Genomic DNA, 22,527 nt, shown 5'->3' on the forward strand with positions numbered 1-22,527 from the left:
TGAGCCTGATGTCACCGGTTCGACGTAGCGTGGAACCATGACAAATGGTGCATTGGTTCTTGCTGGTGGCGGTCTCTCGGGCATCGCGTGGGAGACGGGGTTGCTGCTTGGCATCCAGGATGTCGAGCCTGAGGCGGCGGCCCGCATCATTGGTGCACCGACGACGCTGATCGGCACCTCGGCTGGCTCGAACGTCGCGGCTCACCTTGCTGCGGGAACACCACTTCAGCGTCTTTTCGACCGGCAACTCGAGGAGAAGACTGCTGAAGTCTACGTCGAGGTGGACTTCGTCTCGTTCATGGCGAGCATGGCCGAGGCTCAGGCCGAAGCGAACTCGGCCGATGACGCTCGCAGGAGGATCGGAACGATCGCCATGAACACCGAGACGATCGACCGTGCCATTCGTCGTGGTGTGATCGAATCCCGGCTCGGCGATCTGGAGTGGAACAATCGTGATCTGCGCATCACTGCTGTCGATGCCGACACCGGAGTTCCCCTGATCTTCGACCGCGATTCCGGTGTCTCGCTCGTCGATGCGGTTGAGGCGAGCTCGGCGGTGCCGGGAGTCTGGCCGGTCGTTCCCATCGCGGGTCACCGTTATATCGACGGCGGCGTGCGCACCATGGCGAACGCCGATCTGGCTGCCGGTTTCGATCCTGTGCTGGTGTTGATTCCGCAGGCCGAGCGTACGCCTGCTGGTGCCTCGATCAGCCCGGCCGAACTCGAAGCTCTTGCGCCGTCGCGCGTGCACGTGGTGTACGCCGACGATGTTTCTCTCGCTGCTTTCGGAGCCAACCCGCTCGACCCGGGCGTGCGCAGGCCGTCGGCGCTCGCCGGCCGTACTCTTGGCCAGAGCATCGCGGCGGAGGTTGCCGCCTTCTGGCGTGGGTGAGCGTTCGCCCGAGGATCTCTGACCACGGGCATCCGCGAACCTCACTGATGAGTGTTTCTGGGGGCCGACACGACAGACATTGCGTTGCGAGCGACAATCGCGGATCGGCGAGCCCAATTACGGGGCTGACGACGATGAGTGAGTAATACTGTGGGTGAAGACCTCAACCGCTCAGAAAGCGTGTTCATGAACAAGTTGCTGCCCGCCGTTTCGCTCGCCCTGCTGGCCATTTCGCTGACGGGATGTTCGGGTTCAACGCCAGCGCAAGTGACCTCGAGTGCCGTCGTCAGTGCAAGTCCGACTGCTGTGCCACAGACGCCGAGCGCCTCGGCCAGTGCGACCCCTGCCGCTTCAACTGCATCGATCCCGACGGATTGCTCGGCATTGATCGCCTCGACACCGTTCATCGACTCCTTCGGAGTCTGGCCGCTGAACGACCCTGCGGTCGTAGGTGCGCCCGGCAGCCAGTACTCGTTCCCTGCTGGTTCGATAACTCCGACCCCTGCGGCGAGTGGAGCGACCCTTGCCCAGACTCTGTATGCGGCAACGCAGTTGCGGTGTGTCTGGCGCGAGCCGACGGCCGACATCACGAACATGACGATCGAGGTCGCAACAGTCGACCCGGCGATCGCCAATGCGTACCTGGGCAGCCTGCCGGCCAAGGGTTACACCTGTGCGCCTGAGGGCTCGGGACAGGTGTGCCAGCTCGTCACCACAGATCCGAAATACAACGTGGAGGTTGTCGACACGGCGTTTCTTCGCGACGATGTCTACCTGCACGTGAGTCAGGCGAACGTCTCGACGCCCGACCTGCTCACCACTCTTGAGGCGAAGATCTGGGGCTGAAATCGGAGTCCTGTTCCTGGCTCGAGTTCCTCACTTACTCCCGCTGAACGGATGGGGGCTCCAGAAGCGACGCGAGAAGGTCGCCCAGCGGGTCTGTGAGTTCACCGGCACTCGCTGACGACAGTGGCTCCAGTCCCGATGATGATCGAAGCAGCACGATGCCCAGACTCGTGGCGAGCGCGATCTGGGCACGCAATAGGAGGTGCTCGCTGCTCTCATCGTCGGGTGACCAGCCCGCTGTCGCCGCGATGCGTTCGGAGTAGGAATGCAGGATGCTGCGCCTGATCGCGTCGGCCTTCTCATCGCCAGACGATCGCAGCAGGAGGAGTAATTGCAGGGGGTACGAATCGGAAGGCAACTCTGCCACCCGTGCAGCCATGTTCTGGATCATCTGCTCGAGCGTCGATGACGTCTCGTCGAGGGCATCCAGTTCTTCGACGGTGTTCAAACACGCCTCGAAGAGCCCCTCCTTTGAGGCGAAATAGCGATTGATGAGCGCGACGTTCACATTGGCGTCGGCTGCAATGTCTCTGACGGTGGTGGCGCTGTAGCCATCGCGGGCAAACCGGGTTCGTGCGGCGGTGAGGAGCAATCGGCGGGTGTTTCCGGCGTCGCGAGTCTTGATTGTGGGGCTGTCGGCCGCCCGGCTGCCATCAGGCTCATCGCGAGCCCTCACGGCTTCATTGCCATTGGCGGTCATTGCGTCCTCTTTCTCTTCCCGTCATTCGTTACGGTACACCCCAAGACCTCAATGTAAACGCTTATTGACTTATGTCAACGTCTGGATAGGCTTGACAAGTCAGCAGCCGTTTACTTACCCGTTGGAGTCTCATGTCGCACACGATCCAGGCCACCGGAGCAGGGTCGGGTCACCCGGCTTCGAGTCGTCGCCCCAATTCGACGCTCATCGTCATCTACCTCTCGCTCGGTGGGCTCTCATTCGCCGTGCTGCAGTCACTGGTCGCCCCGGCGCTCGCGACGATCGGTAAAGACCTCAGTGTCACTACGAGCGATGCGTCATGGATCCTGACCGCCTACCTTCTCTCTGCAGCGGTGCTGACCCCGATTCTCGGCCGTCTGGGCGACATGGTCGGCAAGCGCAAGGTGCTGATCATTGTGCTCTCGCTCCTGCTGGTCGGCACCGTACTGGCGGCCCTCGCTCCGAACCTCGGAGTCCTGATCATCGCGCGAGCTCTGCAGGGCGCTGCCGGCGCAATCATGCCGCTCTCCATCGGTGTTGTGCGTGACGAGCTTCCGAAAGAGCGGGTCGGTGTCACCATCGGCCTCCTTTCAGCGATCTTCGGTATCGGCGCCGGAGTTGGAATCGTCGCGGCGGGCCCGATCGTCGAGAACCTGTCGTGGCAGTGGCTGTTCTGGCTGCCCGCAATCCTCGTCGTGATCGCCCTGATCGGCGTCATCTTCGGCATGCCGGAGTCCCCGGTGAAGACCCCTGGGCGGCTCGACATTCTCGGTGCGGGCATCCTCGGCGTCTCGCTTGTGTCGCTGCTGCTGGCGATCAGCGAGGGCGAGAATTGGGGATGGGATTCGTTCGGCACAGTCGGTCTGCTCGCCCTGGGTGCGATCGCGCTGGTTGTCTTCGTGTTGGTCGAACTGCGTACGAAAGAGCCTCTCATCGACATGCGCCTGATGAAGGTTCGCGGGGTCTGGACGGCACACGTCGTCGCCCTCATCTTCGGTTTCGCTATGTTCGGCACCTTCGTGCTGGTGCCGACGCTGCTCCAGCTCCCGAGCGCGACGGGTTACGGGTTCGGCGACACGGTATCTGAGGCAGGCCTGTTCCTGCTGCCGACGGTGATCATGATGGTGATCTTCGGCCCGGTTGCGGGAATCCTCGTGCGAAAGGTCGGCCCGAAACCGCCCATGCTGCTCGGTTCGATCTTCGTGACGGCGGCCTTCATTCTGCCGGCAATCGATCACAGCCAGATCTGGCAGATCGTGGTGTCTGGCCTTCTGACCGGTGCCGGCATCGGTCTAGCACTCGCCTCGACCTCCAACGCGATCATCGAGAGTGTGCCTGCGACCCAGACCGGTGAGGCGATCAGCGTCAACACCATCTCGCGAACGATCGGCAGCAGCATCGGCACCGCCGTGATCGCAGCCCTGATCTCTTCGCACAGCACGCCCCAGGGGTTACCGCTGAACGACGCGTTCACGATCGGGTTCTGGGTCTGCGCCGGCGTTGCGGTGCTGGCCATCCTGGGTGCGCTCGCTGCGCCGTCCATGCGCCAGCGACGCAAACAGGCCGAAGCGCTGGGTGTGGAGGACCTGCCGGACGAGGCCGACGAGTTGCACCTGCTGCACACGGGCCGAGCTGAGGATGCCCGCTAGATAGCACTGCAAAGGTTCGGCCCCGGCGCTGACCGAGGGGCTGCCGAAACCATGGGGGATGACCGGGCTAGCCCTTCCCTTTACCCTTGTCCTTCCCGTTACTGTTGCCGCTGTTCCCGTTCCCGTTCCCGTTGTTGCCCGACGTTCCACCATCGGCGGGAGTTGTCGAGTCGACCGGTGCCGCGGTCTGTTCGACGGGTGCCGGCGAGTTGGTCGCTGCCGCGGAGTGTACAGGCGTTTCAGGTGCCGGCGTCGGTGTAGTCGCGGGAACGGAAATGCCGGTCTGCGCCGGGTCAGACACCGAGGATGCGTTCGAGCCGGCGAGACCGGTGCCAGCCCAGATCGCGCCGCCGAGCAGCACGAGCACGGCGGCGGCAACGAGGGGGGCGCGGCGTCTGCCCTGTGGAGCGGGCGGGTCCTGGGTGAGGAGTTCAGTCGCCCCAGAGAGTCTCTGTGTCGCCGCGGTGTTCGAGATGGTGTTCGCTACCGTGTTCGGCACTGTGCTCGACGCTCGGGGCAGAAGCTCGTTCGGCATTCTGACCGTGGGCGTCAGCATCGCCGCGGTGGCGGCATCGATCGCTCCCGCTCCTGCGCCAGTTCCAGCGGCGGCGACGCGCTGCCACCCGGCCAGGTCTGCAGCAATACCCCGTGCTCGCACGGCCACGTCGAGGGCGCTGGGCCGGGCATCCGGATCGCGTGCGGTCATCTGGGTGAGCAACGAGATCCAGCTGGCCGGGATGCCCTCGCCGACAACGGGGTCACGGAACGCGCGGGCGCTGAGTGCTTCAACGACGGTGCCCGGGTATTCCCGTCTGCCGGTGAGACATTCGAGAATGACGAGCCCGAGTGCATAGACGTCGGTTTCGGGGCCCGGCGTCGCCCCGGCCGCCTGTTCCGGGCTGAGATACGCGGCCGTGCCGACGACGGTACCAACGGTGGTCATGCGATCGGCGCCGACGAGGTACGCGATGCCGAAGTCGGCAAGCTTCGCCCGGTGCGTAGGAGTTGGCAACCCGGTCGGTGCCAGCAGGATGTTCGCCGGTTTCAGGTCGCGATGCACGATGCCGAGCGCGTGCATCGCAGAGAGGCCTTCGGCAACATCGCTGGAGAGCTGTGCGACGAGTTCTCCAGAGTACGGTCCAGACAGCGGCCCGGCCAGCGGACCGCGATCAAGGGCGGAGCGCAGGTCGAGCCCTTCGACGAGCTCCATCACGAGAAAGCTGGGGAGCGTTGAATCGCCTGTTGCGAGATGTGCGTCGTACATGGTGACCAGGTTGGGGTGATTCAGGCGTGCGAGCACGTCGACTTCACCGCGCCTCCTGCTGTCATCGCGTGCTTCACCCGGGTTGAAGAGTTTGACGGCAACCTTGCGACCCAGCTGGGTGTCGAGCGCTTCGTACACGGTCGAGAACCCACCGGCGCCGATGCGACGGACAAGGGTGTATCGGCCGGCGAGGGTCTTGCCTGTCCACCCCGTTTCGGCGTCTGACATGACTCTCCTTCTGGTTGACGGGCCGGGCATCCCCGTTTTCCACGGAGATTCCGTGACGTCCCAGTGTGCCGGGCAAGCTGACCCGCACCCTAGTCATTGGGACTGATGGGTACCCCTTGAAGCGAGCTGCCGAGTGCTGCTTTACACCAGCACTCGCCCGTGTCAACCCCGTTACCGGCCTAATGACCGGGTTGCTACGATCGCTGGGTCCTCAAGTGAGGCACGCCTTACGGACCGCTGTTACTCAGTGCCGTCGTCAGGCGAACGAAGCAAGGAGAACCACCATGAGTCTCGGATCAGGAATCGTACTCTTCGTCATCGGGGCAATACTGGCATTCGCTGTGGACGTGCAGGTCTCGTGGATCGACCTGCACCTGGTGGGCTACATTCTCATGGCGGCCGGAGTACTCGGGATCATCCTGGGTATCGTGTTCATGACCCGCCGCCGCCAGACCACCATGACAACACGCTCGGCGGTCGACCCCGTCAGCGGCGAGCAGGTCTCGCGCCGCACCATCGACCGCGACGACCCGCTGGTCTGATCCGAGCGGTTCGAGCGTCGGGCGGCGCCCCTGCGATCGTCGGTCGGCGCTCAGCGCTTGCGTCTACGCGGTTTCGACTTGCTTGTGGCTTTGACGGTGGACTGCACCCTCACCCAGAGCTCGCTGAAGGCGTTTGCAGATTCAGTTCGCGGTGCGTAGATGCCGACGGGTGAACGCTCGGTTCCCATCCGTTCGATCACCACGCTCGCCGGCACGATCACGTTGACGATCACACCCCGATCGCGCGGCAGGTCTCTCACTGCTTCGCGATGAAGCGTCTTCCGGCGGTCGACCATCGAGAGAAACCCGAGCACGGGTGCAGTGCTGGCGGATCCCGACACAAAATCCGTGACCTGTTCCAGTGAGCGCAATGAGAGCGGAGACGGCACCACCGGCACGACGACGAGGTCTGCTGCATTCACGGCGTTCGACGCGACCAGTGATGCTCCAGGCGGGCAGTCGAGAATGACGACGTCGTAGTCGCGCGTGACCGTCTCCAGAATTCGCGCGATGCGACTGGTCGAGCCCTTGGCGTGGTCGAGCACAAGGTCGAGGTCACGGTAGCTGGCATCGGCCGGAAGCACGTCGAGATGGTCGAACGCTGTCGCCTTGATGGCGCTCTTCGCCGTCACCTTGCCACCGACGAGCCCCTCGACGCCGCCCTTGAGTTTCGGCTTGACCTCGAGGAGGAATGTGGCGGCACCCTGGGGGTCGAGATCCCAGAGCAACACGCGGAAGTCTTCTGACGCAGCCCAGGCGAGGTTCACTGCCGCAGTCGTCTTGCCGACTCCGCCCTTGGTGCTGTACACCGCGACGATCTTCATGCGACACCCGCCGTTGCTTGATGCGTGTTCGCCTCTCGTTCAGCGAACGTTCACGTGACGAACTTACTGCTGGCTCACCTGAATGCAGAAGGGACCGCGCCGTACGCGGGCTATTCTGAGGTGTTCCGTGCTCTGGAAGATGATGATGACCGCCAACCCGTCCCTTGCCTGGCCTATCCTTGCCGACACCGACCGGTGCCCCTGCCTCAGCGGCTTGCCGTACGGCGAATGCTGTGCGCCCGCCCACGCCGGCACCCAACCGTCGGTTACTGCAGAACGGCTCATGCGGTCGAGATACTCTGCGTTCGTTCTGGGCGACGAACCCTACCTGCTGGCCACCTGGCACAGTTCAACCCGCCCGGTGACGCTCGGCCTCGACCCCGCACAGCGCTTCTACCGGCTCGACATTCTCTCGAAGGCCGGCGGTGGGATGCTCGACCGCTCGGGCACGGTCGAGTTCGTCGCCCGGTTCAGACTCGACGGTCGCGCCGGGCGACTCCACGAGACAAGTCGTTTCGTCTCCGAGGGCGGCCGCTGGTTCTACGTCGACGGAGATCTGTACAGCGATTCCTGAGCTGCCGAGCCGCGTGCCGTCGCGGCGCTTCTCACCGGGCTTCGGCGTGCAGCCAGGCCTGTGCTCTCTCGATCTCCTCGGCGGTGATGCCGTGGCCGCCCCCGCGAGTGACCCGCTCGACGCCGGCACCCACCCGAAGCAATTCTCTATCGAGCCGATCGACCGACGATGACGGCGCCATCGGGTCGGACTCTCCGTTCAGCAGCAGTAGTCGGGAATTCGGAAGCGGCGAAGGGAGCCCTCGGTCGCCGAGAGGGTACATCCCAGAGAACGCCATGGCGCGGGTCACGGTCTCGGAGTGCAGAACGGCGAGGGCGAGGGCGATGTTCGCGCCGTTCGAGAAGCCGACCGCAATGAGGGGCCGAGCATCCATCTCGGTTGAGCCCAGACTGTATTCGTGCCGCGCCCAGATGACGAACTCGGCGAGTTCACCCGCTCTCGCGATCACGTCGTCGACGTCGAACTGGCCCTCACCGAAGCGGCGGAACCACCGACCGGCACCGTTCTCGCTCACCCTTCCACGGGGAGAAAGAACGGCTGCCTCGGGGTCGATGGCAGCAGCGAGTGACAGGATTTCACGCTCGGTGCTGCCCGTGCCGTGGAGCATGAGGAGGATAGGCGCGTTGTTCTCACTCCCGGCGGGCCGGTAGACGTGCGGCCACGCCGAGAGTTCTCCGGCATCCATCACCGCTACGCCCCCGCAGAAAGTGAATCGCTGAGCCCAGAATCGTTCAGCTCCGGGTTGTTCTCGGCGGGCAGCGTCACCGGGATGACGGAGTGCTCGATCGCCTCGCGCGACGGCTCGAGCCACGGCGGCAGTTTCAGGCTGCGGCCCAGTTCGAGCAGCGGTTCGTCGATTTCGAACCCGGGGGTGTCTGTGGCGATCTCGAAGAGAACGCCACCCGGCTCGCGAAAGTAGATCGAGGTGAAGTATTGGCGGTCGAGAATCTGGGTGACCTCATAGCCGTGGTCGACGAGTTGCTCGCGCCAGAGCTGCTGGGTCTGGTGGTCGGGCACGCGGAATGCGATGTGGTGAACGGTTCCGCCGGCGGTCAGGCCGTACTGTGCGGTGGGCTCGGCGATCACGTCGACGATGTGCCCAGCGACCTCGGAGCCACCGGCCGAGAAGCGCAGGCGGTTGCCCTGCTCAGACACGAGGGACATGCCGAGCTCTTCGGTCAGCACGCGTGCGGTGCCGGTCGGGTCGTTCACGGTCAGAACAGAGGAGTGCTGGCCGCGAACCGCGAACTCGGCGGGTACGGATGCTGAATCCCACGGGTCGCGAGGGTCGACGATGCTCGAGGCCACCAGGTCGAGTTGCAGGCCGTCGGGGTCGCGCAGCGAGAGACGTTCTTCGGCCTGGTTCTCGGTGGTGACCGTGGACTCGACGCCGAGCCCGGCGAAGTGCGACTTCCACCAGCCGATGCTTCCGGCAGGAACCGAGAAGGCTGTGCTGGTCGACTGGCCCGCACCGATTCGGCCGGGGCGGATGCCCTTCCATGGGAAGAAGGTCATCAGCGAACCGGGCCGGCCGGCGTCGTCGCCGTAGTAGAGGTGGTACGTGCTCGGGTCGTCGAAGTTGACCGTCTTCTTCACGAGCCTGAGGCCGAGGCCGGTGATGTAGAAGTCGATGTTCTTCTGGGGGTCGCCGCCGATCGCGGTGACGTGGTGCAATCCGGAGGTCTCGGCAGTCATGGTGTTCTCCTGTTTCATGAACGACGGTTGGTTATTTATGCAAACGCATTGAATCTGAGATTATTCCCGCAACGTGACATGACCACTATCGTGGTCATGAAAGTGGGGCACTGACATGAGCACCGAACTCGATCCCGACAACACCCGCCCGCCCCGACCGCGGGTATCGACGGGCGTCCTGCCGTCGATCGCAGAGGTCACCGCGCTTCTCGAAGAGGCCCACGAACGATACCTGCACCTGGATGAGGGCGATGTCGCCGACTACATTCCCTCGCTCGGTGAGGCCGACCCGTCGCTGTTCGGCATCAGCGTGTGCGGGGTGAACGGCGGCATCAGCAGTGTCGGTGACGCGCTGCGTGAGTTCAGCATCCAGTCGATTTCGAAGGTGTTCGTCTTCGCCCTCGTGTGTCAGCACAGCGGGCACGATGCGGTGTCACGGCTCGTCGGGGTGAACAGCACAGGCCTGCCGTTCAACTCGGTCATGGCGGTCGAGCTCAACGGTGGCAACCCGATGAACCCCCTGGTGAACGCTGGAGCGCTCGCGACCACGAGCCTGGTGCCGGGCGCCGACGCCGACGAGAAGTGGGCGTTCATCAAGCAGGGGCTGTCGGCGTTCGCGGGTCGCCCACTCGAGCTGGATCAGGCAACGTACGAATCAGAGACCGCGACCAACCAGCGCAATATGGCCATCGCGCGTCTGCTTCAGAGCTACGGGCGCATGAACTTCGACCCCCTTGTGACGACCGAGGTGTACACAAAACAGTGCTCGTTGCTCGTCTCGGCGCGCGATCTGGCGATCATGGCCGCCACCCTGGCCTGCGGGGGAGTGAACCCGGTCACCGGCCTTCGCGTCGTCGATGCCCGGGTGGCGAGGGACACGCTCTCGGTCATGGCGACGGCCGGCCTCTACGAGCTGTCTGGCGATTGGCTCTTCGAGGTCGGGATCCCGGCGAAGAGCGGCGTTTCGGGCGGTATTGTCGCTGTCTCGCCGGGCAAGGGCGGGCTCGGCACGTACTCACCCCGGCTCGACCCCGCGGGCAACAGCGTTCGTGGGCAGCGCACCGCGCGCTTCCTCTCCACCGCCCTGGGGCTCGACATCTTCGCTTCGTGAGTGTGCTTCTGATCAGGTCAGGGCTTCTTCTTCCCGAGGGGCGCAGCATCGTTTCAGCGGCGTAGCATTACATGGATGATGCCCCCTACCTCGTCCATGCCCACACCCGCAACGGTCGGCGAGCTCCGCTCTTCGGGGCACGTCTACAAGACGCTGCGAGCAGAAATCCGTGACAACCTCCTCGATGCCCTTCGGGAGGGCCGGGATCCGTGGCCCGGGCTCCACGGGTTCGAATCGACCGTCATCCCGCAGCTCGAACGGGCGCTGATCGCAGGGCACGACATCGTGCTGCTCGGCGAGCGTGGGCAGGGTAAGACCCGCCTGCTCCGAACGCTCAGCGGGCTGCTCGACGAGTGGTCGCCGGTCATCGAGGGCTCAGAGCTCGGCGAACACCCGTTCGAGCCCATCACCTCGCAGAGCATTCGCCGGGCATCCGAATTGGGCGACGAGCTGCCGATCACGTGGCGCAGTCGCAACGAGCGGTACTTCGAGAAGCTCGCTACTCCCGACACGAGTGTGGCCGACCTGATCGGTGACGTCGACCCGATGAAGGTCGCTGAGGGGCGGAGTCTCGGAGACCCCGAGACGATCCACTTCGGTCTCATTCCGCGAAGCCACCGCGGGATCGTCGCGATCAACGAGTTGCCCGACCTCGCAGAGCGTATTCAGGTGGCGATGCTGAACGTGATGGAGGAGCGCGACATCCAGATTCGCGGCTACGTGCTGCGACTGCCGCTCGACGTGCTCGTCATGGCCAGCGCGAACCCCGAGGACTACACGAACCGCGGCCGCATCATCACGCCGCTCAAAGACCGGTTCGGCGCCGAGATCCGCACGCACTACCCGATGGAACTCGTCGACGAGGTGGCGGTCATCCGGCAGGAAGCGGAGCTCGTCGCTGACGTGCCCGACTATCTCGTCGAGATCCTGGCGCGATTCACGCGTGCGCTCCGCGGTTCGAATGCGGTCGACCAGCGCAGTGGGGTGAGTGCGCGCTTCGCTATTGCGGGTGCGGAGACCATCGCGGCTGCGGCGCTTCACCGCGCGACCCGCCAGGGTGAGAACGAGGCGGTCGCGAGACCCGTCGACCTCGAAACGGCGGTCGACGTTCTCGGCGGCAAGATCGAGTTCGAATCGGGCGAAGAGGGGCGCGAAGACGAGATTCTCGACCATCTGCTGCGCACGGCTACGGCCGAGGCCGTCAGGGCGCACTTTCGGGGCCTTGATTTCGGCCCGCTCGTGAGCGCGATCGAAAGCGGCGTCATGGTGACGACGGGCGAGCAGGTTTCGGCGCGCGACTTTCTCGCCGGGCTGCCGTCACTGGGGGAGTCGCCGCTCTACGACGAGATCGGCGAACGACTCGGTGCGACGAACGACGGGCAACGGGCGGGAGCTATCGAATTGGCGCTCGAGGGCCTCTACCTGGCGCGCAAGCTGAGCAAGGAGAGCGGCGGGGGAGAGACGATCTATGGCTAGGGCCAACCGCCGCCTCACGCATGACGCACGGTACGGCAAGTACGTCGACGGGCCGGACCCCCTGGCGCCGCCGGTCGACCTGGCCGAGGCGCTGGAGGCGATCGGTGAAGACGTGATGGCCGGTTCGTCCCCCGAGCGCGCACTCAACGAATTCCTTCGGCGGGGTGGCGCGAACCAGGCCGGGCTCGACGATCTGGCGCGGCGTGTTGCCGAGCGTCGCAGGGAGCTCGCCCAGAAGCACAACCTCGACGGCACCCTGCAGCAGATCAGAGAACTCCTCGACAAGGCGGTGCTGGCCGAGCGCAAACAACTCGCACGCGATGCGTCGATGGATGATGGCGACCGGGCCCTCGCAGAGATGCAGCTCGACGCGCTCCCCCCGTCTCCCGCCGCAGCCGTCAGCGAACTGAGCGACTACCAATGGCACAGCAGCGAGGCCCGCGCGGAGTTCGAGAAGATCAAGGACCTCCTGGGCAGGGAGATGCTCGACCAGCGCTTCGCCGGCATGAAGAAGGCACTCGAGAACGCGACGGAGGCCGACCGCGAGGCGATCAACGCCATGCTCGCCGATCTCAATGAGCTGCTCGATGCGCACAAGCGCGGCGAAGACACACCCGAGCAGTTCGACGACTTCATGGCCAAGCACGGCGAGTTCTTCCCGGAGAACCCCGGCACCGTCGACGAGCTCATCGATGCGCTGGCCGAGCGGGCCGCCGCCGCCCAGCGCATGCGCAACTCCATGACCCAGGAGCAGCGTGACGAGCTCGATGCCCTTGCCCAGCAGGCGTTCGGCTCGCCCGAGCTGATGCAGTCGCTCGCCCAGCTCGACGACAACCTCCAGTCGTTGCGCCCGGGGGAGAACTGGAGTGGGTCTGAGCGCATGAACGGCGAGCAGGGCCTCGGTCTAGGGGACGGAACGGGCGTCTTTCAGAGCATCGCCGATCTCGACGAGCTCTCTGAGCAGTTGTCGCAGTCCTACAACGGGTCGCAACTCGACGATCTCGACCTCGACAAACTCTCGCGGCAACTCGGCGATGAAGCGACAATGGATGCCCGGGCCTTACAGCAGCTCGAAAAGGCCCTTCGCGATTCTGGCACCCTGAAGCGCGGCACCGACGGCAAGCTCAAGCTCAGCCCCAAGGCCATGCGCCAGCTCGGCAAGGCGCTTCTGCGCGATGTCGCCGACAGGATGTCGGGCCGCCAGGGCAACCGCGACCTGCGCCAGGCCGGGGCCGCTGGCGATCGTTCGGGCGCGACCCGCGAGTGGGCCTTCGGCGACACCGAGCCGTGGGACGTCACCCGAACCATCACGAACGCGTTGACGCGCACGGCGGGGGAGCGGGGACCATCGGGCTCGAGCTCGACGGTGCGCATCGAAGTCGGCGACGTTGAAGTGCAGGAGACGGAGGCACGCACCCAGGCGTGCGTCGCGCTACTCGTCGACACCTCGTTCTCGATGGCGATGGATGGCCGCTGGGTTCCCATGAAGCGCACCGCGCTTGCCCTGCACACGCTCATCACAAGTCGGTTCCGCGGGGACGACCTGCAGCTGATCGGTTTCGGTCGTCACGCTGAAGTCATGGACATCGAACAACTCACGGGCCTCGATGCTATGTGGGACAAGGGCACCAACCTGCACCACGCGCTGCTGCTGGCGAATCGGCACTTCCGTAAGCATCCGAATGCCCAGCCGGTGCTGCTCATCGTCACCGACGGGGAACCGACCTCGCATCTGGAGCCCAACGGCGAGGTGTACTTCAACTACCCGCCCGACCCCGTGACGGTGGCGTATTCCGTTCGCGAACTCGACAACTCCACGCGCCTGGGCGCCCAGACGACGTTCTTCAGGCTCGGCGACGACCCCGGGCTCGCCCGATTCATCGATTCGATGGCCCGGCGCGCGGGGGGAATGGTCGTCGCCCCCGAACTCGACGACCTCGGTGCGGCTGTGGTGAGTTCCTACCTCGGTTCGAGGCGCGGGCCAGCTGGCGGTTCCGGTTCTGGTGGGGGTACCTCGGGCTTCGACGAGATGTTCGGCAGAGGCTGGGGTCGCTGGGCTGATTAGCCAGCCAGCCAGCAAGCCAGCCAGCCGTCAGTCTTCACCGAACGCCGCCCGCCGCAGTGCTCTCGCCGGATGCTCGTCGGGCAGGTGGGGCCCGTTGCCCGGGAACACCTTCTCGCGCAGGGTGCCCGGAGCATACGACTCCTGCATGAGGCCCCGGCGTCGCAGCTCGGGGCTGACGTGTTCCACGAAATCCTCGAAGGTTCCCGGTGAGACAACGTACTGCACGTTCATGCCGTCGATGCCGGCATCCTGCCACTTCTCGAGGTGATCGACGATCTGCTCCGGGGTTCCGACGATGCGCTGGTTGCCGTACCAGCGAACGAGTTCGCCGATCGTAAAGTGCGGATTCGGCGACACCCTGATGAGTTCGGCGACGATTCCCGTCGTACCCTCGGGTCGCTTGGCGATCTCGAAGATGGGCTCGGCAGGGTCGAGGGTGCTGAAGTCGTAGTCGAGAAAGACGCTCTGCTTGGCGAGGTTGGCCTCGATGTTCTGAAAGTCGGTGATCTCCTCGTGCAGGCGCTGTGCCTCCTCCTCTGTGCTGCCGACGACGAACCCGAGAATGCCGAAGAGTTTGACGTTGTTCGGCGAGCGGCCGTGCCGGGCAGCGGCAGCACGAACATCCCGAACCACTGGCGCTGCCTCCTCTGGCGAGAGCGCATTGATGAACAGGCCCTCCGCGTTGCGACCGGCGTAGTCGCGCCCGCGCGGTGAAACCCCTGCCTGCATCAGAAAGGGTGTGCGCTGTGGCGATGGTTCGCTGAGGTGCGGCCCGACGACGTCGTAGTACGGCCCAACGTGATTGATCTCATGGATCTTCGACGCGTCGCTGTACTGTCGAAGGGCCGCGTTGCGTACCACGGCATCGTCTTCCCAGCTCGCCTCCCAGAGTTTGTAGACCACCTCGATGAAATCGTCTGCGCGGGCGTACCGGTCGCCGTGGTCTGGTAGCCCGCCGAACCCGAGGTTTCGGCCGGCCCCGGGGAGGAACGTGGTGACGATGTTCCAGGAGATCCGCCCGCGCGTGAGGTGGTCGAGGGTCGACATCTTGCGCGCGAATGAATACGGTGGCTCCTGCAGGATGTTCTGCGTCAGCACAAACCCGAGGTCTCTCGTGGCATAGGCCAGAGCGGGAATGAGTTCGCCCGGGTCGTTGATCGGGAACTGCATCCCGCTGAAGACTGCGGCATCGCGCGACGATCCGAAGGTGTCATACGGAGCGAGCACATCGGCGAAAAACAGCGTGTCGAAGTGCCCGCGTTCCAGCAGCTGGGCGATATCGACCCAGTAGTCGATGTTGTTGTACTCGAGTTGCCGACTTCCCGGCCAGGCCCACATTCCCTGGTCATGGTGCGACGCCGCGAACATGTTGAAAGCATTGAAGATCATGCGTGGCCGTTGTGGAGGCATCGCTCAGTTGCTTTCGACGTCAGTCACACCGAATACAGCTCTGCCTATCTCGCCCGCGAGCACCTCGGTCGAGTACGCCATCAACTGGCCCGCCTGGGCATCACGCAGGTGCCGCTGGATCGGCGAGGTCTTCAGGAATCCGGATGCCCCACCCACCCTCACGCCGAGCTGGGCCACCTCGACCGCGATCTTGTTCGCGAGGTATTTCGCTCGCGAGAGGTTACCGAAGAAGGCCGGCACGCCCTGGTCTGCCTGCCACAGGGTCTGCCGGATGAACGCCCGCACCGATTCGAGCCGGCTCTGCACTTCGGCCACCTCGAACTGCAGCCACTGCTGGTGGCTGAGCGGCTTGCCGAGAATCATGCGGTTCGTCGCATGCTGGATGATCGCCCCCAGCGCCGCGTCGGCGATGCCCAGCGAGATCATCGGCAGCCCGGCAGGAATCACGGCGAAATCAGTGAACAGTGGAGCGCGCCCACGCTGGCTCACTCTCAGCACCGTGTTGTTGAACGAGAGCAGCTGGCTTCGCGTGGCCCGGAGCCCGAGCGTGTCCCAGATCGGGATGATCGTGACCGACTCATCCGGGGCCACACCGAAGAACGTGGGCTCGCCGTCGACCAGCGCGTTGACGAGCAGGTAGTCCGCGATCTCGCTTCCTGACACGAATCGCTTGGCCCCATCGAGTGCCCAGCCGCCGTCGACCGGGAGCGCTTCCTGCTGTGGATTCAGGAACTTGTTGCCGCTGGTCGGTTCTGAGAGAGCATTCGAGAATCGCTTGCCTGAACGCAGCTCGTCGGCATAGAACGCACCGAGCGTCTCCTGGGTCAGTTGCGCGAGACTCACGCCTGCCCCCGAATGCATAGTGAAGATCGTGCCAGTGGACGGGTCAGCTTCGCAGATCATCCGCACGATCTCGCCGAAGGCCTGGTAGCTCAGCCCTCGACCGCCGAGATTCTTCGGAAGAACTGCCTCGGAGAGACCTGCGTCGTGAAGCGCCTTCAGATTGTCGACCGCGATTTCGGCCTTGTCGTCATACTCGGCTGCCGTGGTGGCGAAGCCGGCGCACAAAGCTCCTACTGCGTCGATGAGGTCGTTCTCCCACGAGGCAACGGCAAAGGGTGTCTCAGCGAGGGCGATCGTGGGGCTGAGTGCGGGCTGGTTGTCGGAACTTGGCACAGTCCGATCATCCGGGGTGATGTGACGCGCTTCTTTTCCATTTCGTGGCCAGCGTGTAAACACCGGCCGGATTCGGACCGCCCGCTTGCGGTGGGGCCAAGCCCGCTAGAAGAGCGTTTCAGCTGAAGCGTCGGCGGGCGCGGATACTGGCTCTGTCACCGGAGCGAGGCCGCCGGGAAAGCCCGGCCCGCTGTCTGGAGTGCGCCCACGAGCGAAGGCTTCGGCGGCGCCGCGGGCGCGGACATCTGCCGCCTCGTTCAGCTCGTGCCCGACGTGGCCCTTGACCCATTCGAATCGGTAACGGCGCCCGACGATGGCGTCGTCGATCTCTTTGATGAGATCGAGATTCATGACCGGTTTGCCGTCACCCTTGCGCCATCCCTTGCGCTTCCAGCCGGGCATCCACTTCGTCACTGTGTTGATGACGTACTGGCTGTCGCACAGGATGTGAAGGTCGTCGTCGACGTGCGCGGTCGCCCGGAAGAGTTCGAGAACGGCCTTGAGCTCACCCATATTGTTCGTTCCGTGTGGCCAGCCGCCAGCGCCCCAGGTGTTCTCGTCGATGTACCAGGCCCAACCTGCCGGACCTGGATTTCCTAGCGCTGAGCCGTCAGCAGAAGCGGTGATAGTCATCTGATCAAGGGTACCCGTCGAAGGAATGCGGTCGGTGACCTGTGAAGAGGCACAAGAGGCAGGCGCTGTAGTGGAGACCCAGAATAGGCAGGCGCGGAAGAGGAGGCGCAGAAGCGGAGGCGCAGAAGCGGAGGCAGATGAGGAGGCGCAGAAGAAGAAAACGAAGGGGCACAGAAGAAGTGGCGGCGAAGAGGTAGACGATCTCTGGCGGAGTGCTCATGTCCGATGGAACGATCACCCCGCAGGTCGAGGTTAGAAAGGCGGATCGTCTGAGTTGTCTCGATGGTCTGAGTTGTCTCCATCAACTGTCGCGTTCGCGAAGCGGACGATGGGTTTGGCGAGTGGTGTGGGGTCGATGGTGTATTCGTATCCGGCGGGTGAGGTCCAGGTGATGGTTGGTGGTCGCCCGTTGGTGTTCGGGGTTTGCAGGATGGTCCATTCGGTGTGGTGTTTGACTTTGTGGTGCGAAGCACAGAGGGGGCTGAGGTTGTCGTAGCTGGTTTCACCGCCGTCGCCCCAGGCGATGGTGTGGTCAAGGTCTGCGGTGGTTGATGGTTCGCAGGGTGTCGGGAAGGTGCATTCGGTGTGGGTGAGCCGGATCAGCTCGTCAAGGTCGGTGGGGGGTTTGTATCGTTGCCGGCCGTAGCTGAGCACAGCACCGGTGGCGGGGTCGGTGAGGATCCGGGTGAACGAGTGTGCGTGGCGGGTGATGGTGAGGGCGGTGTGCCGGTCGATCGGCCCGAACCCCTCCAGGTTCGCTGGCCCAGACGACTGATCGGGGTCGGGATTCCCGTGGTGGTCGCGGCCCAGCAGTGTGAGGGCGGGGACGGTGACGTTCACGCGGGCCCGGATACCGGGGGCAACCCGTGGGGTGTGGGTGTCACCGTTGAGCATCAGGTCGGTCAGGACGTCGACTTTCAGTTGGCTGAGGGTGCGGGGGTCGCCGTTGTGTTTCGCGGACCTGGCCATGTCGGTGGCCCGGTTGTGGATGGCAGCAGCTTCGACGGCGGCGGTGTACAGGGTCAGGTACGCCATCCCGTCAGACCCGGGCTCCAGATACGTACGCCTCCCAGTGACGGCGTCGGTGTGGCGTTGGCTGTCGGTGCGGGGTTGCACTTCTTCCACACAGGCGCGGGCGATCTTGTCGAGGCGTTGCACGGTCACTTTCCGCGCCCAGGGCAGTACCGTCTTCTCGTACGCTCCGAGCGCTTCCCGGGGGAGCGGGTGCGAACGGTGAACGAGGGTTTCGGTGTGCCGGTACGACACCCGCCCGGCCGCCAACGCGTCACGGGTGGCGGTGAACGGGCCGGCGAGTCCTTCGCAGGTATCGACCAGCCGGCGCGCGTCAACCTCAGTGAGCTGCAGGGCGACGGCGAGCTCGAGGACGACTTGGCGTTGCACGATCTGGTCAGAGGACCACTGCGGGCCCCCGCCCCCGCTGCTGGCGAAACTGTCCTGGGTGTGAAGTGCGAACCCCGCCACCCGGGCCTCCTCGACCAGGAGAGCATGAGAGGCGTACGCCGCTGCGATCGCCCGATGCGACACGAGCACCGCAGCGACCGCCGCCGCAAAACGCTCCCGACGCAACGACGACGACGACCCCGACGACGCCGATCCTGATGAGGCAGATCCTGACGACGGCGATCCTGATGGGGCTTGTCCTGACGACAGTGATCCTGACGACGGCGATCCCGACGACGCCGGTCCTGATGAGGCTGGTCCTAACGACGGTGGTCCTGACGACGGTGGTCCTGACGAAGCCGATCCCGACGAAGGCGATCCCGACGACGCCGATCCTGATGAGGCAGGTCCTGGCGACGGCGATCCTGACGACGGTGATCGTGACGAGTCTGATCCTGGTGGAGTTGAACCTGACGCTGGTGACGTCGGTGACGGTGACGACGCAATATCAGCGGCAGGGTCATCGGTCACCGATCCTGCGGCCTCTGAGCCGCAGTAGTCGGGGCCGCTGAAGGTGGAACCAGCCAGGACGGGATCCACCTCGTCTTCAGTGAGTAATGCTCGTGTCATGTGAACAGTCAACCACCCACCCCCGACACCGATGGACCAAAACTCCTGATCAGTGGATAACTCGCACGAACGAACGCCTGTGGAGGAGAAGTCAAGTCTCCTGCCGTCAGCCGTCAGCCGTCTGCCGTCTGCCGTCTGCCGTCAGCCGTCAGCCCTCAGTCGTCGCTCTCGCCGAAGTCGGGCCGAACATCCCACGCGGTCTGCCGCCGCAACGCCGCGACCAGGGTCAGAGCCTCGAGCCGTGCCTGATCAGTGCTGACCGTGCTGTAGACGTCGATCGCCAGCGGTGGTGGCTCTCCGAGTTTCGGCAGCTCGACTTCGACCCACGCCTGATCGGCGAGTCGGATGACCGGCCGCCCCAGTTTTGCATTCTCGACGGGCGCATCGACGACCAGCGAGATCACTGCGAGGGTGTCGAGCTTCGAGATCGCCTGGTACAGGATGATCGTGGCGCAGTACTCCGCTACCTCGATGTCACTCCGGCGTGCATTGCGTCGAAACCACCACCTCATCGCCACGACAGCCGCTCGACTGAATCGACCCACTCGGAGAACGTCTGCTTGCCGTGATTGGCCGACGGGCTTGCGACCAGTGTGGAGTTGCGCAGGGCCCTGCCGAATCCGCCAGGCAGCGGGACCTCGAGAACGCGTGCGGTGCCGCCGATGGCTTGCGAATAGCGCCACACCATGTCTGCCATCCGGAGCACTTCGGGCCCAGCGAGGTCAGTGGCGAGGCCGTTCGGCCCCGACTCTGCGTGGAAGACGAGGCGTTCGGCAACCTCGCGCGCCGCGACCGGTTGCGAAATCATTGTCGGGATGACCGTGAAAGGGCCGATCGTCACCTGGCCGTAGATCTGCCGAGCGAATTCATGGAACTGGGTGGCCCGCAGAATGGTCCACGGCACTGCCGCCTCGGTCACCAGGCTTTCCTGCGCGGCCTTTCCTGCGTAGTACCCGAATGGTGCTCGGTCGCTGCCGACGATGGAGAGTGCGATGTGGTGGGTGACGCCCGCCTGCACTTCGGCGGCCAACAGGTGAGAGGTGACGAGAGTGAAGAATCGCTTCGATTCGTCGGCGGACTGTGTCGAGAGCGAAGTGACATCGATGACCGTCTGGCACCCCGAGAGCATTTCGGCGAGACCCAGCCCTGAGGTGAGGTCGACGCCGGCAGCGCGCGACAGGGCAAGGACCTCGTGACCGCGCTCATGAGCGACGGCCACAACGTGGCGCCCGACGGTGCCGGTCGCCCCAGCAACGGCGATCTTCATCGTGACTTCAACCCCTCATCGGCACGTGCACTTTCACTTTCACTTTCACTTGCACCTGTACTGGCACTTGCATCTGTACTGGCACTTGCACCGGTATCGGTACCGGTACTGGGTGCGGCATGGGGATCAACCGGCCGCCGGTCCCGCGGCAACAGTGAGACGACGATGTCGTACGAATTGCCGATCAGGTCTTCGACGAGGGTCTCGTCGATGTCTGGGGCAGGGTCGGGCCCTGCCGCCGGATGTTCAGGCTCGCCCGCAACAATCGAGATCCAGTGCTGTTTGTTCACGTGGTAGCCGGGGATGATGCTCTCGTAGCCTGCCACCAGCGACCGCGCATGGGGCGGGGCGCATTTGAGAGTGAGACAGGCAGGACGGTCACCGAGGTTGACCAGTGCGAAGACTTTGCCGACGACTTTGAAGACCTCTGTTCCCTCGCCGAAGGGCTGGCCGCGTGTTACTGCCGGGAAACTGCCGGCGACGCGAATCGCGAGTTCGGTGAGTGCCTCTCGTTCCATGAATCCAATGTAGGCGTCAGTCGCCGGAACTGCCTACGCCGTGATTGCTGCCCTAAGTTTTGTCGGCTGTGACGAGTGACAGCGGGGCGGTCACCGTTTCGAGCGACTTGCGTTCAGCATCCACGCCGAAGATGAGGGCGACCACGCCTCCGATGATCATGACCCCGGCACCGACGAAATACCCGATCGAGAGTGGACCACGGTCGCTGCCGTCGCCGACGAGGATTCCGTAGAGCAGTGGGGCGCCTGCCCCGGCAATCTGGCCGAGGGCGAAGAAGTACGAGATCGCCTGGCTGCGCAGTTCGAGCGGGAAGATCTCACTGACCGTGAGGTAGGCACTCGATGCGCCGGCGCTTGCGAAGAAGAACGACACGCACCAGAAGATCGTCTGGGTCGTTGCGTTCAGCACCCCGGCCTGGAACAGCACCGCGGAGACGGCAAGCACAACCCCGGCGAGGCCGTAGGTCAGGAAGATCATCTTGCGACGACCCCACACGTCGAACAGATGCCCGAGCAGGAGCGGCCCGAGAAGGTTGCCGATTGCAAAGGGGAAGAAGAAGTACTGGGTCGAACTCGGGCTGGTGCCGTAGAAGTTCTGCAGCACCAGTGCATAGGTGAAGAAGATGGCGTTGTAGAGGAACGACTGCGTGATCATCATGGTGGCACCGACCAGGGTGCGCTTCGGGTACTGCTTGAGGAGAACGTGGGCTATCTGCCTGAAGGGGATGCTTCCGGTCGCCTTCACCGTGATGGCCTGCGAGTCGTCAACGGGCGTCAGTTCACCACCCTCGCGTTCGACCCGCGCTTCGATGTCGTCGACGGTCTCTTCGGCCTCCTTCTCGCGGCCATGCGTCATGAGCCAGCGAGGACTCTCGGGGATATGCCGCCGCAGGAATATGACCCCGAGACCGAGGATCGGGCCGAGGAAGAAGCCGATGCGCCACCCGATGTTCTCGGCGAAGATGTCGGGGTTCAGCAGGAAGATGTTGGCGAAAGAACCGAGAGCCGCCCCACCCCAATAGGTGCCGTTGATGGCGATGTCGACGCGACCACGGTACTTGGAGGGAATCAGCTCGTCGATGGCCGAGTTGATCGCCGCGTACTCGCCGCCGATTCCCATACCTGCGAAGAACCGGAAGATGTAGAAGAACCAGATGCTGAACGAGAGACCGGCGATGGCACTCGCGACCAGATAGATGGCGAGGGTCAGGATGAACAGCTTCTTACGACCCAGCTTGTCGGCGAGACGCCCGAAGAAGAGGGCACCAGCGATCTGGCCGAGGAGGTAGACCGTACCCGCCGCGCCCACTTCGGCAGACGACATGCCGAGCGAAGACTGGTATCCGGCAGACGCCACGATCTGGATCTCGAGCCCGTCGAGAACCCAGGAGAACCCGAGGCCGACCACGATCGACCAGTGGAATCGAGTCCAGGGGAGGCGATCCATGCGTGCAGGCACCAGGCTCTTCACTGCGGCGGTGTTTCCTCCCGACGATGTATTCGTGGTCGTCATGGGAGCCCTCATCTCTTCGTCGAAAAGCGTGTCGCGAAATTTCCAGTTTCGAGATTAACCCCGCATTTCCTGATGCGAGGGGGCGGTGACAAATGCGGGCGACAGGCGTATTG

The 22,527-nt window shown here is 64.3% G+C and carries 22 protein-coding genes; 9 read left to right on the forward strand and 13 right to left on the reverse strand.

Features of this window, described 5'->3' with window-relative positions; genetic code table 11:
* The first annotated feature begins 37 nt into the window (after positions 1–37).
* Together KPL76_RS07475 and KPL76_RS07480 are read left to right on the forward strand one after the other, a co-directional pair.
* Positions 38–892 carry a patatin-like phospholipase family protein gene (locus tag KPL76_RS07475; protein ID WP_216331826.1) on the forward strand — a complete coding sequence of 285 codons (855 nt, stop codon included), beginning with the start codon at positions 38–40 and terminating at the stop codon, positions 890–892.
* A gap of 186 nt (positions 893–1,078) precedes the next feature.
* On the forward strand, positions 1,079–1,738 hold the full coding sequence (locus KPL76_RS07480; protein WP_216331828.1) for a hypothetical protein: 660 nt from the start codon (positions 1,079–1,081) through the stop codon (positions 1,736–1,738).
* A 34-nt stretch (positions 1,739–1,772) separates the two neighbouring features.
* Here KPL76_RS07480 and KPL76_RS07485 read toward each other — a convergent pair whose 3' ends face one another.
* Positions 1,773–2,438 (reverse strand): TetR/AcrR family transcriptional regulator, encoded by a 666-nt coding sequence (locus KPL76_RS07485; RefSeq protein WP_216331830.1) that lies wholly within the window; start codon positions 2,436–2,438, stop codon positions 1,773–1,775.
* Between the two features lie 131 nt (positions 2,439–2,569).
* Between KPL76_RS07485 and KPL76_RS07490 the strand changes: the two genes are divergently transcribed.
* Positions 2,570–4,087: an MFS transporter gene (locus tag KPL76_RS07490; RefSeq protein WP_216331832.1), complete on the forward strand. Its 1,518-nt coding sequence runs from the start codon at positions 2,570–2,572 to the stop codon at positions 4,085–4,087.
* A 67-nt stretch (positions 4,088–4,154) separates the two neighbouring features.
* On the opposite strand, the gene KPL76_RS07495 is transcribed toward KPL76_RS07490, so the two are convergent.
* Positions 4,155–5,579 (reverse strand): serine/threonine-protein kinase, encoded by a 1,425-nt coding sequence (locus KPL76_RS07495; RefSeq protein WP_216331834.1) that lies wholly within the window; start codon positions 5,577–5,579, stop codon positions 4,155–4,157.
* A gap of 284 nt (positions 5,580–5,863) precedes the next feature.
* On the opposite strand from KPL76_RS07495, the gene KPL76_RS07500 reads away from it, so the two are divergent.
* Positions 5,864–6,121 carry a DUF6458 family protein gene (locus tag KPL76_RS07500; RefSeq protein WP_216331836.1) on the forward strand — a complete coding sequence of 86 codons (258 nt, stop codon included), beginning with the start codon at positions 5,864–5,866 and terminating at the stop codon, positions 6,119–6,121.
* Between the two features lie 50 nt (positions 6,122–6,171).
* Here the strand turns inward: KPL76_RS07500 and KPL76_RS07505 are convergent, their stop codons facing one another.
* Positions 6,172–6,945 (reverse strand): ParA family protein, encoded by a 774-nt coding sequence (locus KPL76_RS07505; RefSeq protein ID WP_216331838.1) that lies wholly within the window; start codon positions 6,943–6,945, stop codon positions 6,172–6,174.
* 145 nt (positions 6,946–7,090) lie between these two features.
* Between KPL76_RS07505 and KPL76_RS07510 the strand changes: the two genes are divergently transcribed.
* The gene (locus KPL76_RS07510; RefSeq protein ID WP_216336195.1) at positions 7,091–7,519 is read left to right on the forward strand and encodes a YchJ family protein; all 429 of its coding nucleotides are present in this window, start codon (positions 7,091–7,093) and stop codon (positions 7,517–7,519) included.
* Between the two features lie 31 nt (positions 7,520–7,550).
* Here KPL76_RS07510 and KPL76_RS07515 read toward each other — a convergent pair whose 3' ends face one another.
* Both KPL76_RS07515 and KPL76_RS07520 read right to left on the reverse strand, forming a co-directional pair.
* On the reverse strand, positions 7,551–8,204 hold the full coding sequence (locus tag KPL76_RS07515; protein WP_216331840.1) for an alpha/beta hydrolase: 654 nt from the start codon (positions 8,202–8,204) through the stop codon (positions 7,551–7,553).
* A 5-nt stretch (positions 8,205–8,209) separates the two neighbouring features.
* Complete coding sequence (locus KPL76_RS07520; RefSeq protein ID WP_216331841.1) at positions 8,210–9,214, reverse strand: ring-cleaving dioxygenase; 1,005 nt, start codon at positions 9,212–9,214, stop codon at positions 8,210–8,212.
* 115 nt (positions 9,215–9,329) lie between these two features.
* On the opposite strand from KPL76_RS07520, the gene glsA reads away from it, so the two are divergent.
* The 3 genes from glsA (at position 9,330) to KPL76_RS07535 (ending at position 13,866) form a co-directional block, all read left to right on the forward strand.
* Positions 9,330–10,325, forward strand: coding sequence for a glutaminase A (gene glsA, locus KPL76_RS07525; protein ID WP_216331843.1), 996 nt, complete (start codon positions 9,330–9,332; stop codon positions 10,323–10,325).
* Positions 10,326–10,400: 75 nt separating this feature from the next.
* The gene (locus KPL76_RS07530) at positions 10,401–11,801 is read left to right on the forward strand and encodes an AAA family ATPase (protein ID WP_253201941.1); all 1,401 of its coding nucleotides are present in this window, start codon (positions 10,401–10,403) and stop codon (positions 11,799–11,801) included.
* On the forward strand, positions 11,794–13,866 hold the full coding sequence (locus KPL76_RS07535) for a VWA domain-containing protein (protein ID WP_253201942.1): 2,073 nt from the start codon (positions 11,794–11,796) through the stop codon (positions 13,864–13,866). Before KPL76_RS07530 ends, KPL76_RS07535 begins: the two co-directional genes overlap by 8 nt.
* Before the next feature lie 27 nt (positions 13,867–13,893).
* On the opposite strand, the gene KPL76_RS07540 is transcribed toward KPL76_RS07535, so the two are convergent.
* From KPL76_RS07540 to KPL76_RS07555, 4 genes are all read right to left on the reverse strand, one after another.
* Entirely contained in the window at positions 13,894–15,255 is a 1,362-nt protein-coding gene (locus KPL76_RS07540; protein WP_216331845.1) for an LLM class flavin-dependent oxidoreductase, read from the reverse strand.
* Between the two features lie 24 nt (positions 15,256–15,279).
* The gene (locus tag KPL76_RS07545) at positions 15,280–16,452 is read right to left on the reverse strand and encodes an acyl-CoA dehydrogenase family protein (RefSeq protein WP_216331847.1); all 1,173 of its coding nucleotides are present in this window, start codon (positions 16,450–16,452) and stop codon (positions 15,280–15,282) included.
* Between the two features lie 105 nt (positions 16,453–16,557).
* Positions 16,558–17,085 carry an RNase H family protein gene (locus KPL76_RS07550; RefSeq protein WP_216331849.1) on the reverse strand — a complete coding sequence of 176 codons (528 nt, stop codon included), beginning with the start codon at positions 17,083–17,085 and terminating at the stop codon, positions 16,558–16,560.
* 252 nt (positions 17,086–17,337) lie between these two features.
* Positions 17,338–18,567: an HNH endonuclease signature motif containing protein gene (locus tag KPL76_RS07555; protein WP_216331851.1), complete on the reverse strand. Its 1,230-nt coding sequence runs from the start codon at positions 18,565–18,567 to the stop codon at positions 17,338–17,340.
* A gap of 137 nt (positions 18,568–18,704) precedes the next feature.
* Here KPL76_RS07555 and KPL76_RS07560 point away from each other — a divergent pair, with 137 nt between their 5' ends.
* Positions 18,705–19,058 carry a hypothetical protein gene (locus tag KPL76_RS07560; protein WP_216331853.1) on the forward strand — a complete coding sequence of 118 codons (354 nt, stop codon included), beginning with the start codon at positions 18,705–18,707 and terminating at the stop codon, positions 19,056–19,058.
* Between the two features lie 213 nt (positions 19,059–19,271).
* On the opposite strand, the gene KPL76_RS07565 is transcribed toward KPL76_RS07560, so the two are convergent.
* From KPL76_RS07565 to KPL76_RS07580, 4 genes are read right to left on the reverse strand one after another with little or no spacing between them, the layout of a single operon-like run.
* Positions 19,272–19,628, reverse strand: coding sequence for a hypothetical protein (locus KPL76_RS07565; protein ID WP_216331855.1), 357 nt, complete (start codon positions 19,626–19,628; stop codon positions 19,272–19,274).
* Complete coding sequence (locus KPL76_RS07570) at positions 19,625–20,383, reverse strand: SDR family oxidoreductase (protein ID WP_216331857.1); 759 nt, start codon at positions 20,381–20,383, stop codon at positions 19,625–19,627. The genes KPL76_RS07565 and KPL76_RS07570 overlap by 4 nt, the downstream gene beginning before the upstream one ends.
* Positions 20,380–20,901, reverse strand: coding sequence for an MmcQ/YjbR family DNA-binding protein (locus tag KPL76_RS07575; RefSeq protein ID WP_216331859.1), 522 nt, complete (start codon positions 20,899–20,901; stop codon positions 20,380–20,382). Before KPL76_RS07575 ends, KPL76_RS07570 begins: the two co-directional genes overlap by 4 nt.
* Positions 20,902–20,953: 52 nt before the next feature.
* On the reverse strand, positions 20,954–22,414 hold the full coding sequence (locus KPL76_RS07580) for an MFS transporter (protein WP_371733878.1): 1,461 nt from the start codon (positions 22,412–22,414) through the stop codon (positions 20,954–20,956).
* Positions 22,415–22,527 lie beyond the last annotated feature (113 nt).

The sequence above is a fragment of the Subtercola sp. PAMC28395 genome (genome assembly GCF_018889995.1).
Classification (GTDB): domain Bacteria; phylum Actinomycetota; class Actinomycetes; order Actinomycetales; family Microbacteriaceae; genus Subtercola.

Coding starts and splice junctions, on each gene's coding strand:
- KPL76_RS07550 (WP_216331849.1), bottom strand. CDS start 17,085: ATGACTATCACCGCTTCTGCTGACGGCTCAGCGCTAGGAAATCCAGGT.
- KPL76_RS07485 (WP_216331830.1), bottom strand. CDS start 2,438: ATGACCGCCAATGGCAATGAAGCCGTGAGGGCTCGCGATGAGCCTGAT.
- KPL76_RS07495 (WP_216331834.1), bottom strand. CDS start 5,579: ATGTCAGACGCCGAAACGGGGTGGACAGGCAAGACCCTCGCCGGCCGA.
- KPL76_RS07575 (WP_216331859.1), bottom strand. CDS start 20,901: ATGGAACGAGAGGCACTCACCGAACTCGCGATTCGCGTCGCCGGCAGT.
- KPL76_RS07530 (WP_253201941.1), top strand. CDS start 10,401: ATGATGCCCCCTACCTCGTCCATGCCCACACCCGCAACGGTCGGCGAG.
- KPL76_RS07480 (WP_216331828.1), top strand. CDS start 1,079: ATGAACAAGTTGCTGCCCGCCGTTTCGCTCGCCCTGCTGGCCATTTCG.
- KPL76_RS07490 (WP_216331832.1), top strand. CDS start 2,570: ATGTCGCACACGATCCAGGCCACCGGAGCAGGGTCGGGTCACCCGGCT.
- KPL76_RS07565 (WP_216331855.1), bottom strand. CDS start 19,628: ATGAGGTGGTGGTTTCGACGCAATGCACGCCGGAGTGACATCGAGGTA.
- KPL76_RS07475 (WP_216331826.1), top strand. CDS start 38: ATGACAAATGGTGCATTGGTTCTTGCTGGTGGCGGTCTCTCGGGCATC.
- KPL76_RS07570 (WP_216331857.1), bottom strand. CDS start 20,383: ATGAAGATCGCCGTTGCTGGGGCGACCGGCACCGTCGGGCGCCACGTT.
- glsA (WP_216331843.1), top strand. CDS start 9,330: ATGAGCACCGAACTCGATCCCGACAACACCCGCCCGCCCCGACCGCGG.
- KPL76_RS07560 (WP_216331853.1), top strand. CDS start 18,705: ATGAGGCAGATCCTGACGACGGCGATCCTGATGGGGCTTGTCCTGACG.
- KPL76_RS07505 (WP_216331838.1), bottom strand. CDS start 6,945: ATGAAGATCGTCGCGGTGTACAGCACCAAGGGCGGAGTCGGCAAGACG.
- KPL76_RS07535 (WP_253201942.1), top strand. CDS start 11,794: ATGGCTAGGGCCAACCGCCGCCTCACGCATGACGCACGGTACGGCAAG.
- KPL76_RS07515 (WP_216331840.1), bottom strand. CDS start 8,204: ATGGATGCCGGAGAACTCTCGGCGTGGCCGCACGTCTACCGGCCCGCC.
- KPL76_RS07580 (WP_371733878.1), bottom strand. CDS start 22,414: ATGACGACCACGAATACATCGTCGGGAGGAAACACCGCCGCAGTGAAG.
- KPL76_RS07520 (WP_216331841.1), bottom strand. CDS start 9,214: ATGACTGCCGAGACCTCCGGATTGCACCACGTCACCGCGATCGGCGGC.
- KPL76_RS07540 (WP_216331845.1), bottom strand. CDS start 15,255: ATGATCTTCAATGCTTTCAACATGTTCGCGGCGTCGCACCATGACCAG.
- KPL76_RS07510 (WP_216336195.1), top strand. CDS start 7,091: ATGACCGCCAACCCGTCCCTTGCCTGGCCTATCCTTGCCGACACCGAC.
- KPL76_RS07500 (WP_216331836.1), top strand. CDS start 5,864: ATGAGTCTCGGATCAGGAATCGTACTCTTCGTCATCGGGGCAATACTG.